Annotated in this window: 10 protein-coding genes; 9 read left to right on the top strand and 1 reads right to left on the bottom strand. The window is 68.1% G+C overall.

Annotated features, from left to right (window positions below):
* Nucleotides 1-616 precede the first annotated feature (616 nt).
* Complete coding sequence (locus KEG38_RS08610; RefSeq protein WP_272418617.1) at nucleotides 617-1,363, bottom strand: hypothetical protein; 747 nt, start codon at nucleotides 1,361-1,363, stop codon at nucleotides 617-619.
* 598 nt (nucleotides 1,364-1,961) lie between these two features.
* On the opposite strand from KEG38_RS08610, the gene gmd reads away from it, so the two are divergent.
* The 9 genes from gmd to KEG38_RS08565 are packed head-to-tail and all read left to right on the top strand — an operon-like array spanning nucleotide 1,962 to nucleotide 12,135.
* A complete protein-coding gene (gene gmd / locus KEG38_RS08605; RefSeq protein ID WP_272418616.1) occupies nucleotides 1,962-2,960 on the top strand; it encodes a GDP-mannose 4,6-dehydratase in 999 nt (332 codons plus the stop codon).
* On the top strand, nucleotides 2,957-4,324 hold the full coding sequence (locus tag KEG38_RS08600; RefSeq protein WP_272418615.1) for an asparagine synthase-related protein: 1,368 nt from the start codon (nucleotides 2,957-2,959) through the stop codon (nucleotides 4,322-4,324). Before gmd ends, KEG38_RS08600 begins: the two co-directional genes overlap by 4 nt.
* 17 nt (nucleotides 4,325-4,341) lie before the next feature.
* Nucleotides 4,342-5,313, top strand: coding sequence for a UDP-glucuronic acid decarboxylase family protein (locus KEG38_RS08595; RefSeq protein WP_272418614.1), 972 nt, complete (start codon nucleotides 4,342-4,344; stop codon nucleotides 5,311-5,313).
* A 7-nt stretch (nucleotides 5,314-5,320) separates the two neighbouring features.
* Nucleotides 5,321-6,493, top strand: a complete 1,173-nt coding sequence (locus KEG38_RS08590) for a glycosyltransferase family 4 protein (RefSeq protein ID WP_272418613.1) — start codon at nucleotides 5,321-5,323, stop codon at nucleotides 6,491-6,493.
* Entirely contained in the window at nucleotides 6,490-7,734 is a 1,245-nt protein-coding gene (locus KEG38_RS08585; RefSeq protein ID WP_272418612.1) for a glycosyltransferase family 4 protein, read from the top strand. The genes KEG38_RS08590 and KEG38_RS08585 overlap by 4 nt, the downstream gene beginning before the upstream one ends.
* Nucleotides 7,731-9,317: a lipopolysaccharide biosynthesis protein gene (locus KEG38_RS08580; protein WP_272418611.1), complete on the top strand. Its 1,587-nt coding sequence runs from the start codon at nucleotides 7,731-7,733 to the stop codon at nucleotides 9,315-9,317. The genes KEG38_RS08585 and KEG38_RS08580 overlap by 4 nt, the downstream gene beginning before the upstream one ends.
* Before the next feature lie 31 nt (nucleotides 9,318-9,348).
* Complete coding sequence (locus tag KEG38_RS08575; RefSeq protein ID WP_272418610.1) at nucleotides 9,349-10,335, top strand: NAD-dependent epimerase/dehydratase family protein; 987 nt, start codon at nucleotides 9,349-9,351, stop codon at nucleotides 10,333-10,335.
* Nucleotides 10,336-10,387: 52 nt separating this feature from the next.
* Nucleotides 10,388-11,326 (top strand): glycosyltransferase family 2 protein, encoded by a 939-nt coding sequence (locus tag KEG38_RS08570; RefSeq protein WP_272418609.1) that lies wholly within the window; start codon nucleotides 10,388-10,390, stop codon nucleotides 11,324-11,326.
* Nucleotides 11,323-12,135: a class I SAM-dependent methyltransferase gene (locus tag KEG38_RS08565; RefSeq protein ID WP_272418608.1), complete on the top strand. Its 813-nt coding sequence runs from the start codon at nucleotides 11,323-11,325 to the stop codon at nucleotides 12,133-12,135. The genes KEG38_RS08570 and KEG38_RS08565 overlap by 4 nt, the downstream gene beginning before the upstream one ends.

Genomic DNA, 12,135 nt, shown 5'->3' with positions numbered 1-12,135 from the left:
TCTGCGATCGTCGCGCCCTCGTCACGCCGCGACCAGAAGTATTCGATCGCGCGACGACGCACCTGCTCGGGGTACGCCCTCCCTCGTCCTCGACCCTCGCTCCGCTCGATCTCCGCACGAATCGCCGCCGCTCGCTGATGGTTTCGCATCGGGTGCTCCCTTCGGGGCACCAGCGTCGGAGCCGCAAGCCGTCGGTGTCACGACGGGGCTCGGCGAGGACTTACAGTCGTTCGATGTTGCAGATCGCGCGTATATTGCGGATTCGCCTCACGGCGGCGTATGCGCGTCTTGAACTGGCGCGCAAGCGGCTCGCGAGGATGGGGATGCAGTACGTGCGTTAGACCTGCCACGCCCCTTATTTCGGCGGCGTTGCGGTCAACCCCAGATCCGCGCGTCCCAGGAACTTCATCATCCCACCCATCTCGTGCCCACGAGGCTCAGATCGAGCGGCACGTTCGCCAACGCCAGCACGAGTGCTTGCTCCGAGTCGGCGCCCCACACGGATCGACTCGATTCGTTCTCGCCGGGCCGCGGTTCTCGTACGATACCGATCAGTTTTCGCTTTCCCCGGCGCCGACGCTTGTTCCTGTCGGAATATTGGATGGGCGGGAGACATTCAGTCGGCGTTTCCGGGGCCTAGAAGATGCTGCGCGACACTTGTTGCATCGGCTACGAGTTCTCGGTTCTCTTGCTTGCTGAACCACTTTAGTAGACGAGCGAGCGCTCCTCGCAACCACTGTACTTTCGACAGGGTCGCAAGTTGCTTCTTCAAGGAATCGATTTCCTTCTTGAGAAGATCAATGTCTTCTTTGACCTTCTCCTTTGATTCCTTCGATGTCGCGTGCTTACTAATCTCGTCCGCCAGTTTTTGTTCTAGTTCATCGAGGCGCTGCGAGCAGCGTCGTATTTCCTGACGCGTAAAGAAGACCTCTGAGCTTTCGGCCTTTGAAGCAACATCCGCAACAATGTCCTCGATTACTTCACGCTGCTTCGCCAACTCGCGGGCCAATGCCCCGTCCTTCAAGTCGACCTCAGCTCGTCGTAGCCACAGTGCAAAATTAACAACAAGGCCCTCCCACCCATCCACGGTATCGGTCTGAGTGGGGCCTAGTTCGCCAGGCGATGATATTGTATGAACCACCAACTTAGACGAATAACCATCCTTCGAAGTCGTGTAGGCCGTAGGCAGTGAAAAGGAGAACCATAGATTGGGCGAAGCCAAATATTTAACAACGATCCCCGCTTGGCTATTGCTGAATTTGGTCTCTTCGTAGGAGAAATCGTTAGGTAGAAAGAAGTTCGTTGCCTCGATCTTGGAACACATGTCCTTGAAGAGCGCCGGACGCAGGGATTTCGGAATCATTGTGGCAAGCAACCCTAGCGCAAGCTCGGTCGTGTGGGAAGGGTCTGACCGAGCAAGACGCATATGTTGCCCTCGTTCGCAGACTAGAACTCCTCGTGGGGGTGCACGGCCTCCGCCTTCCTCACCGTCACCCTCCCGGTCGCCGACGAACCACCTGGGTTACCTACGCACGGTCTCAGCGCCTACGTGCGGACGCGGTTGGCGAGGGTGAGGAGGCGATGAGGCGATGGGGATCCGCGCGGACACGGTTGCCGAGGGCGCGGACACGGTACCGCTCCCGGTACGCGAAGAAGGCCGCCGACCAGCGCCGCAAGAACAAGCAGGCACGCGCCGAGACCGAGACGGACGCCGAGCACGCCCCGGAAGCCAGTAGAGCCGCCGCCGCCGCAGCAGCAGCAGCAGCAGCAGCAGCAGCAGCAGCAGCAGCGGCAGCAGCAGCCGACCCCGGCCACCCTGGATCCCCCGGATCCCGCCCCCTGAACGTCTCCCACCTCCCCCGCAACCAAGCCTTCCGCGAACCCGCCTATCTTGGCGCCCCACCCCCCGGATGCTACGGTCCGCCCCCGGGCAGGGGTCGCCGGACGCACTTCAGAACCGCATGAAACGCGCGCTCATCACCGGCATCACCGGCCAAGACGGCTCGTACCTCGCGGAACTCCTCCTTGCGAAGGGGTACGAGGTCCACGGCATCATCCGGCGCTCCTCCTCCTTCAACACCGAGCGCATCGACCACCTCTACCGCGACCCGCACGAGCGTGGCGTCCGCCTCTTCTTGCATCACGGCGACCTCAACGACGCCTCCTCGCTCCAGTCGATCATCGCCGAGGTCCAGCCGGACGAGATCTACAACCTTGGCGCGCAGAGCCACGTCCGTGTCTCCTTCGACATCCCCGAGTACACCGGCGAGGTCACCGCGCTCGGCGCCATTCGCCTCCTCGAGGCCATGCGCAAGATGCGCGTCACGGCGCGCTTCTACCAGGCGAGCTCGAGCGAGCTCTACGGCAAGGTCGCCGAGATCCCCCAGCGCGAGACCACGCCCTTCCACCCCCGCAGCCCCTACGCCGCGGCCAAGGCGTATGCGTTCTACGTCGCGCAGAACTACCGCGAGGCGTACGGCATGCACATCTCGAACGGCATCCTCTTCAACCACGAGAGCGAGCGCCGCGGCGAGACCTTCGTCACCCGCAAGATCACGCGCGGCGTCGGCCGCATCAAGCATGGCCTCCAGCGTGACCTCTGGCTCGGCAACCTCGATGCCCGCCGCGACTGGGGCCACGCCGAGGACTACGTCGAGGCCATGTGGCGCATGCTCCAGCAGGACCAGGCCGACGATTACGTCGTCGGCACGGGCGAAACCCACTCCGTGCGCGAGTTCCTGGAGCTCGCGTTCCGCCATGCGGGCCTCGACTGGCAGGAGTACGTGCGCATCGATCCCAAGTATTTCCGACCGGCCGAGGTCGACGTCCTCCTCGCGGATCCCACGAAGGCGCGGGAGAAGCTCGGATGGACGCCCAAGGTCTCGTTCCCGGAGCTCGTGCGTCGCATGGTGGATTCGGACCTCGAGCTCGCGGCGCGGGAAAAGCGGGCGCGGGGATGAACGCGGCGTTCGGGTACGTCAGCGGCAGGCCTGGCTCGGCGATTGACGAGGCCCGGTTCTCCCCGAATGCCGTGACGTCCCCCGACGGCCGTTTCACGGTCGTCTTCGAAGGTGACGTCGAAACCCCGGAAGGCGTCCTCGCCGCGTATGCCGCCCGCGGCAAGCGCGCGCTCGAAGAGCTTCGGGGCGGTTTTGCGCTGGGTCTTTGGGACGCGAACGAGCGGACGCTCCTCCTCGCGCGGGATCCGATCGGCATCAAATCCCTCTACTTCGCGACGGCCCCCGGAAAGCTCGCCTTCGCCTTCGAGGTCTGGACGCTCGCCGCGCGGGGTTTTGCCGAAAAACGGCTGTCTCTCCGCGCAGTCGGGAGCTTCCTCGCCACGGGCGCCGTCGCCGAGCCCGACACCATCCTCGAAGGCGTCTCGCCGCTCCCGCCCGCGACGATCCTCACCTACTGCGACGGCCACGCGCGCAGCGCCACGTACTGGGAGCTGCCGATCGAGCCCCGAACGACGACCGATCCGCGCGACGTCGAGGCCATGCTCGCCGAGGCCGCTTTCCCTCGAACGGCCTCCCACGTCGCCCCTGACGAACGCGAGATCACGGAGGCCGTCGAGGCGCTCGATCAACCTTCCACGTCGTTCCTCCGCGCGTTCCGCGCCGCGAAATCCGCGGGCGTGGCGGCCTTTTCTGGCCTCGGCCGGAGCGCGCTTTTCCCCGCGGCGAGCCGCATCCTCCACTTCGGAGCGCTCTTCGCCCGATACCGATCCGTCGAGCATGCGTACGCCGCGCTCCGCGGCACGGTCGAATCCGACGTGCTCACCGTCGCCACCTTTCCCGGCCGCGACGCCTTCGCACACCCGAGCTCGCTCTCCTTCAAGGACACCGCGCTCCTGCCGATCACAATCCCGTCGCAGCTCGAGCCCGCGCTCGCGCGGCGCGGGCTCCGCCTCGATCGTGCCCTCGCCCTGCTCGACCTCACGAACGACCTCCGCGACCGGGCCCTGCGTGACGCCGACGTCGCGTGCCGCCGCCGCGGCCTCTCGCTCCGCGCCCCACTCCTCGATCGCTCCGTCGTCGAGCGCGCGCTGTTCCTCCCGCGGAGGTCCACGCTCCTGCACACCCCCGCACGCCCGGCGCCCGCGCCTCCGCTCGCCGCGTGGCTCAAGGGCCCGCTCCGCGCCTGGACCGAACGAAAGCTCCTCGACGAGGCCCGGCGCCACGCGCCCTTCCTCGACGCAGGCGCCGTCGCCGGGTTGTGGCGTTATTTCCTCGCAGACGACAAAAGCACCTATGCCGCGCCGCACTTCTTCGCATTGACCACGCTCATCGCCTATCTGAAAAGCCATGATGCAACGATCTGACGGAGGACTCTGCTGACATGGGACTCGGCGCAGCACGCAAGACCGCGCTCGTCACGGGCGCTGCGGGTTTCCTCGGCTCGCACCTCGTCGATCGCTTGCTCGACGAGGGCTACGAGGTCGTCGGCATCGACAACCTCATGACCGGCGACCTCGGCAACCTCGAGCGCGCCGGCCGCGACTCGCATTTCCACTTCCAGATGGGCGACGTCCGCGAGCCCATTCACGTCTACGCCGAGCTCGTCTTCAACTTCGCCTGCCCCGCCTCGCCCATCCATTACCAGAGCGACCCGTACGCCACGCTCACCACGAGCGTCATGGGCGCCCTCCGCCTCGTCGAAATGGCCCGCGGCCGCCGCTGCACCATCGTCCACGCCTCGACCTCCGAGGTCTACGGCGACCCCACGGTCCACCCCCAGCCCGAGAGCTACTGGGGCAACGTCAATCCCATCGGCGAACGCTCCTGCTACGACGAAGGAAAACGTTGCGCCGAGACCCTCCTCAACGACGCCCGCCGCGCCTGGGGTGTCGACGTCCGCATCGCGCGTATCTTCAACACCTATGGCCCGCGCATGGCCTTCGACGACGGCCGCGTCGTCTCCAATTTCATCGTCCAGGCGCTCCGGGGAAAACCCCTCACCCTCTTCGGCGACGGCAAGCAAACCCGCTCCTTCTGCTTCGTGAAGGACCTCATCGAAGGCATCCTCGCCCTCGCCCGCTCCGGGCCGCTCGAAAGCCCCGTGAACCTCGGCAACCCCGAGGAATTCACCATTCGTGAGCTCGCCGAAGAAGTCCTCCGCCTCCTCGGCTCGGACCTCGAAATCATCCACGCGCCTTTGCCCGCCGACGACCCGCGCCAGCGCAAGCCCGACATCACCCGCGCCCGCGAGCTCCTCGGCTTCTCCCCGCGCGTCGCCCTCCGCGACGGCCTCCGCGCCACCGTCACCGACTTCCAGGCCCGGCTCGCCGAGCGCAGCCCGAAAGGACGATAGGCCCGCCATGGTCCGGATCGCGATCCTCGCGACGCACCCGATCCAGTACCAGGCGCCGCTCTACCGCGCCCTCGCCGCCCGCGAGGACGTCGCGATCAAGCTCTTTTTCTGCTGGGATTTCGGCGTCAAGGAGACCCGCGACCCCGGCTTCGGCAAAACCATCCGCTGGGACGTCCCCCTCCTCGAAGGCTACGACCACGAATTCGTGCCGAACGTCTCGAAGCGCCCCGGCACGGACCATTTCTTCGGCCTCGTCAACCCCGGCGCATTTTCGCGCATGTCCGCGTTCCGCCCCGACGTCATCATCGTCCACGGCTATGCCCATGCCACCGAGCACGACGTCATGCTGCGGGCCCGCCAAAAGGGCATCCCCGTCCTGCTCCGCGGCGAATCGAACCTCCTCGCCGAGCGCCCCGCGCACGTAAGCCTCGCCAAGCGCCTCGCCTTGCCCCCGATCTTCCGCCGCCTCGGCGGCGCCCTCGCGATCGGCACCCTCTCCGCGCACTACTTCGAGCATTACGGCGTCCCGAAAGAGCGCGTCTTCATCGCGCCCTACACCGTCGACAATTCGTTCTTCCAATCCCAGACGGGCTCCGTCCGCGAAGAGGCCCGCGCCTTCCGTAAAGAGCTCGGCATTCCCGAGGACGACCTCGTCGTCAATTACGCCGCCAAGCTCATCCCCGTGAAGGGCTGCGCCGATCTGATCCGCGCCTTCGCCGCGCGCCCGCGCCCGAATGCCCACCTCGTCCTCATCGGCGACGGCCCGCTCCGGGGCGAGCTCGAATCCCTCGCCCGCTCTCTCTCCGCCCGCGTGCATTTCGTCGGCTTCGTCAACCAGAAGCGCATGCCGGCCGCGTATGCCCTCGGCGACGTCTTTGCCTTGCCCTCGCGCTTCGAGCCCTGGGGCCTCGCCGTCAACGAGGCCATGAACCTCGGCCTCCCCGTCATCGCCTCCGATCAGGTCGGCGCCGTCCCCGACCTCGTCGGCCCTGACAATGGCTGGGTCTTCCCCGCGGGCAGCGTCCCTGCGCTGACGCGTGTCCTCGACGAGGCCCTCGCGCACCCCGACGCCCGCGTTTCCCGTGGAAAAGCCTCCCTGCGCCGCATTGCCGCGTGGGACATCCCTCACACCGCCGAAGGCTTCGTCCGCGCGGCCCGCGCCGTCTGGTCGCGCTCATGAAGCTCGCGTTCCTCTGCCCCGACCTCGTCGACGCGCCCCACGGCGGCATCCCCACCGTGAGCCGCCAGATCCTCCGCCAGCTCGAACGTATCGCCGCGGAGCGCCGCGTCCCTCTCGAATACGACGTCTGGGCCCTGCACGACGCGCCCCACGACGCGCGCGACGTCGCCCGCGAAGTCGGCCTTCAAAAACCCCCGCAACGCTTCCTCTCCTTCGGCGGCTCTCGCCTCGGCATGCTCGCCGCCGCCGCGCGCGAGCGCTCGGATGCCGACCTCGTCTTCACGACCCACATCGGCCTCGGCCCCGTCGCGCGCCTCCTCCGCCCGCGAGATGTTCCCGTGGTGCAGTTCCTCCACGGCGTCGAATGCTGGCGCCCCTTGCCCGCCCACCAGCGCGTCGGTATCTGGGGCACCAATCTTTTGATCAGCAACAGCGCCTTCACGCTCGGCCGCTTCCTCGACTGGAACCCCGAACATCGATCGACCCCGAGCAAGGTCTGCTGGCTTGGTCTCTCGAAGGATCGAGCCCTCACCCACAGTCCCACCCTCACCCCCAACCCCTCTCCCGTCCCGGGAGAGGGGGGAAATGCGCCATCTGAACCCCTCTCCCGGGATGGGAGAGGAGAGGGGGTGAGGGACTCTCAGATGGGGACGAACGAAGGCCTCTCCGCCCTGATCGTCGGCCGCATCCACCCCGAAGAGCGCTACAAGGGCCACGCCGAACTCATCTCCATCTGGAACCACGTCCGCCGCCAGTGCCCCGGCGCGCGCCTCGACATCGTCGGCGATGGCGCCGCGCGCCCCGCGTACGAGGCCCAAGCCAAACGCCTCGGCCTCCTCGATAGCGGCGCCGTCCGCTTCTGGGGCCGCATCCCCGACGACGAGCTCCGCGCCCTCTACCAGCGCACCACCGTCTTCGCCATGCCGAGCCGCGGCGAGGGCTTTGGCCTCGTCTACCTCGAGGCCAACGCCGCGGGCGTCCCGTGCATCGGCTCGCTCGACGACGCCGCGCGCGAGGTCATCGTCGACGGCGAGACCGGCCTCTCCGTGCGGTACGGCGATCACGAGGGCCTCGCGCGTGCCCTCGTCGAGCTCTTCAGCGACGCCGCCTTCCGCACCCGCCTCGGCCGCGCCGCCCGCGCGCGTGTCCTCGCCTCGTTCACCGAGGACCATTTCGGCGCGCGCATCTGGGACGCCCTCGCCGAGCTCCACCCCCGCGCCTTCGCGGCAAGCACCGTATGAGCGCCGGGCAGGCCGAGCAACCGACCGAACGATTGGGCGCGCCCGGCATGGCCGAGCGCGTCCTTCGTGGCGTCGCCGCGATGAGCGTCGTCGCGATCGTCGGTTATGTCGGCCAGTTCGTCGTCGTCCCCATCGGCATGCACGCCTGGGGCCCTGCGCGTTATGGCGAATGGACCTCGCTCTCGGCCCTCGTCGCGTTCCTGACGATGACCGACCTCGGCGTCCAGTCGCATGTCGTCAATCGCATGTGCGCGCATCACGCGCGCGGCGATCACGACCTCTTCCTCGCCGACCTCCACAGCGCCCTGCGCCTGCAAGGCCCGCTCGCGATCGGCATCTGGGTCCTCGCCGCGCTCGTCACCGCGGTCTTGCCGCTCGAAACGTGGCTCGGCATCACCACCGCGACGCACCTCGAGACGTACCTCACGCTCGCGCTCCTCGGCATCGAGCTCCTCATCGGCGTCCCACTCGGCGCCGTCCGCGGCACCTACCGCGCCACCGGCCAGCTCGTCCGCGCCGCTTATCTCACGGCCATCAAGCGCGCCGTCGAGATGGCCTTGCCCGCCGCGCTCATGCTCGCGGGCGCGCGGTTTCCCACGGTCGCGCTCGCCCGTGTCGTCTGGGCCCTCGTGCTCGACGCGTACGTCCTGCGCGACCTCCACCGCCAGAACCCCTGGTTCCGCCTCACGCCCCTCGGCGGCGATCGTGCGACGGGCCTGCGCATGCTCGCGCCCGGCGCGCTCTTCTTGCTCGCGGGCCTCGGCGAGTTCCTCGCCAACCAGGGCAACCTCCTCGTCGTCCAGTCCGTCATCGGCGGCGAGGAGGTCTCTCGTTTCGCGACCCACCGCAACATCGCGAACATGGGCCGCATGCTCTCGATCCAGTTCACGACCGTCGTCTGGCCCGAGCTCACCGCGCTCGACGCCCTCGGCGATCCTTCGCGCCTCGTCCGCGCGCATCGCACCACGGCCAAGCTCTCGGGCTTCGTCATTGGCCTCGCGCTCCTCGGCTTCTTGCCCCTCGCCGAGCCGGTTTACTCCGCGTGGACGCTCAAAAAACTCTCGCTCGACCTTCCCACGCTCGGGATGCTCGTCACGCAGGCCATCCTCTGGGGGTTCTGGGGCGTCGGCTCCACCGCGCTCCTCGCGACGAACCGCCAGGGCCGCGTCGCGGTCCTGCTCACGGCGAACGCGGCGCTCGTGTTCGTCCTGTCCGTCCTCTTCGTCCCGCGCTTCGGCATTCGGGGCGTCGCGGCGGCCGCGCTCCTCGCGGATCTCGCCCTCGCGGCCTGGATCGTCCCGCGCGCGGCCTGCCAGGCGCTCGGCGACCGGTTCGGCGGCTACGCCCGTGAAATCCTGGGCGCGCTCGGCCTCGGCTTGCTCGTCCCGGCCGCGGCCTCGGCCGGCCTTTGGTTTTTCCTCCCCGAGGGCCTCGTCCGGGCCATCGTCGTGCCGCCCGTGTTCGGCGCCCTCGCGCTCACGCTCTTCTGGATCGCGCTCGCCCCCGAGGAGCGCGAAACTGCCCGGGGGATCGCCGGGAACATCCGTCGAAAGCTCGGCGGCACGCGGGGAGATGCCGCATGATCCTGACCTGCGACACGAAGGACAAAGCCTCATGAAAGACAAACACATCCTCGTGACGGGAGGCTTCGGCTTCCTCGGCAGCCATCTCGTCGAGCGCCTGCTCGCGGACGAAGACGCGCGTGTCCACGTCGTCGACAACCTCAGCACGAGCCCCCTCGATCACGAGGCCTACGTGCGCCGCGTGAACGACCCGCGCCTCACATACGACATCCTCTCCATCGAGGACTATTTCGCGCGCGGCTCGTTCGCGCCTTTCGCCGAGATCTACCACCTCGCCTCGGTCGTCGGCCCTGTCGGCGTCCTCGGGCATGCCGGCAAGATCACGAAGAGCATCACGGACGACACCTACCGCGTCATCGACATCGCGAACCGCTCTGGTGCGCGCCTCTGCGACGTCTCCACGAGCGAGATCTACGGCGGCGGCCGCGATGGGTACTGCTCCGAGAACGACAACAAGATCATCACGCCCAAGGTCTCGGTCCGCCTCGAGTACGCCGTGGCCAAGCTCGCGTGCGAGATCGCGCTCGTCAACACGTGCAAGGTCTCGGACCTCTTCGCCGTGATCATCCGCCCCTTCAACATCGCGGGGCCGCGCCAGTCGGGCAAGGGCGGGTTCGTCTTGCCGCGCTTCATCAAGCAATGCCTCGCGGGCGAGCCGCTCACGGTCTACGGCGACGGCAGCATGATCCGCGCCTTCACGCACGTCGTCGACGTCGCCGAGGGCATCGTCCGGGCCTTGCGCCTCGGCCGTCGCGGCGAGGCCTACAACATCGGCAACCCGCAGAACAAGATCAGCATCCGCGACCTCGCCGAGCGCACCGTGCGCATCACCGCCTCCGAGAGCCGCATCGATTACGTCGACCCGAAGGCCCTCTTCGGCCCACTCTTCGAGGAGGCGAACGACAAGTATCCGGACGCCGACAAGGCCATGGGCGAGCTCGGCTGGCGTCCTCGTTTCGACCTCGACACCGTCATTCGCGACAGCGTGGAGTACATTCGTGCGGGGCGCCTCGACTGAAATGCCCTCGCCGCCGAAGCTTTCACCGAGGCCGCCCGTTCGAGAGGGAGACGTGCGCCCGCGCGTCTCCGTCGTCATGCCGACGTACAAGCGCGCGCGCCTCCTCGGCGCCACGTTGCGCTCGATCCTCGCCCAAACGTACGGCGATTTCGAGCTCCTCGTCCGCGACGACGGCCCGGGCGGCGACGGCACCGAGGAGGCCGTGCGCGAGGCCGCGGCCGGCGATCCGCGCGTCAAATACCACCACAACCCCAAAAACCTGCGCATGCCGGCGAACCTCAACGCCGGCATCGAGGACGCCGCCTCCGAGCTCATCGCGGTTTGCCACGACCACGACCTCTACCACCCCGACTTCCTCGCCGAGCTCGTGCGCCTGCTCGACCGCCACCCGCGCGCGCTCTTCGCGCACACGGGCCTCGAAATGGTCGACCAGGACGACCGCCCCCTCGGCGCCGTGCACGTCGGCCCCTGGCCCGAGCTCACGCGCGGCCGCGTCTGGCTCGACTTCATGCTCCGGAGCTTCAGCTCCCCGGTCTGCGCGTTGACCCTCGTCCGGCGCGAGGCGCACGAGCGGTACGGCCTCTACGACCCTACCTTCGGCTTCATCGCCGACGTCGAGATGTGGATGCGCCTCTGCGAACACGGCGACGTCGCGTATGCCGCGCGCCCCCTCGTCCGCGTGCGCAATCGCGAGGACGGCCACGACGTCGACGTCAATCCCTGGCCGATCCACGCCTTCTCCTTCGCCATTCACCGCAAATACGTCCCGCGCCACTTCCAGGGCCCCCTGCGCCTCGTCAAGGAGGCCGCGCTCGCGCTCCGCGCCGACAAGCAGGTCCTCCACGAGGTCGGCTCGCGCCTCCGTCACGGAAAACCCATCGGCCTCGGCGCCTCGCTCGGCCCCCTCCGCGAAAGCGCGGGCCCGCTCTCCCGTGCCCTTTTGCCCCTCGTGGGCCCGCTCGAATCCCTTCTTTCGGAGAAACGCTCGTGAAGACCTCGCTCCTCGTCGGCCAGAGCCCCCTCGGCATGATTCCGCGCATCCTCGACGAGATCGAGGGCACGCGGATCCTCGACGTCGGCTGCGGCGTCGGCGTCTATGGCTTCATGCTCCGGCACCGCTGGCAGGACACGCCGATCGGCTTTCGCCAGGTCCGCGATTACGACCGCCGCGACCCGCGCCTCGACGAACCCGAGCTCCTCAGCGGCTGCGACCTCACGGTCCACAACCTCCGCCGCACCGCCCATCACCGGAGCTACGACGAGCTCGTCCTCGCCAGCGCCGACGCCCTCCCCTACCCCGACGATTACGTCGACACCCTCCTCTGCATCGAGGTCCTCGAACACCTCGACAAACCCGCGGCACTGCGCGCCCTCCGCGATTTCGAGCGCATCGCCCGAAAGCGCATCGTCATCACCGTCCCGCGCGAATCGCTCGACCCGCACACGGGCCACGACGAGCGCGCCTTCTTGCGCCTCGACACCCCCGACGCCGACGTCCAGGCCTGGACCTTCGCCGAGACGCACCGCTCCGCCTTCAGCCCGGCCGAGCTCCGCTCGCTCGGCTTTCGTTGCGGCCGCAAGGTCGAGCCGGGCCCGCGCGCGCCGCTCCAGCTCGCGATGGCCCTCTGGCAGACCTACGGCCCGCCCGGCGGCCAGCTCCTCGCCGTGAAGGACCTCGACAAACCCGAGCGCAAGAGCTCCGGCGCCCTCCCCCAGGCGCCCACGATCACCGAGGGATTCCCCGATTACCGGCCCGCGGAGCGCCGCCCCGCGCATACCCCTGCCGCCGAGATCGGCTGA

This window comes from Polyangium jinanense, from assembly GCF_028435265.1.
Lineage (GTDB): Bacteria > Myxococcota_A > Polyangia > Polyangiales > Polyangiaceae > Polyangium > Polyangium jinanense.
The sequence above is the reverse complement of the archived record's forward strand: the minus strand, read 5'-3'. Positions and strand labels throughout refer to the sequence as shown.

Bases quoted from the DNA above. Each gene is read 5' to 3' on its own strand.
- KEG38_RS08600 (WP_272418615.1), top strand. From the start codon at position 2,957: ATGAACGCGGCGTTCGGGTACGTCAGCGGCAGGCCTGGCTCGGCGATT.
- KEG38_RS08575 (WP_272418610.1), top strand. From the start codon at position 9,349: ATGAAAGACAAACACATCCTCGTGACGGGAGGCTTCGGCTTCCTCGGC.
- KEG38_RS08585 (WP_272418612.1), top strand. From the start codon at position 6,490: ATGAAGCTCGCGTTCCTCTGCCCCGACCTCGTCGACGCGCCCCACGGC.
- KEG38_RS08590 (WP_272418613.1), top strand. From the start codon at position 5,321: ATGGTCCGGATCGCGATCCTCGCGACGCACCCGATCCAGTACCAGGCG.
- KEG38_RS08580 (WP_272418611.1), top strand. From the start codon at position 7,731: ATGAGCGCCGGGCAGGCCGAGCAACCGACCGAACGATTGGGCGCGCCC.
- KEG38_RS08610 (WP_272418617.1), bottom strand. From the start codon at position 1,363: ATGATTCCGAAATCCCTGCGTCCGGCGCTCTTCAAGGACATGTGTTCC.
- gmd (WP_272418616.1), top strand. From the start codon at position 1,962: ATGAAACGCGCGCTCATCACCGGCATCACCGGCCAAGACGGCTCGTAC.
- KEG38_RS08595 (WP_272418614.1), top strand. From the start codon at position 4,342: ATGGGACTCGGCGCAGCACGCAAGACCGCGCTCGTCACGGGCGCTGCG.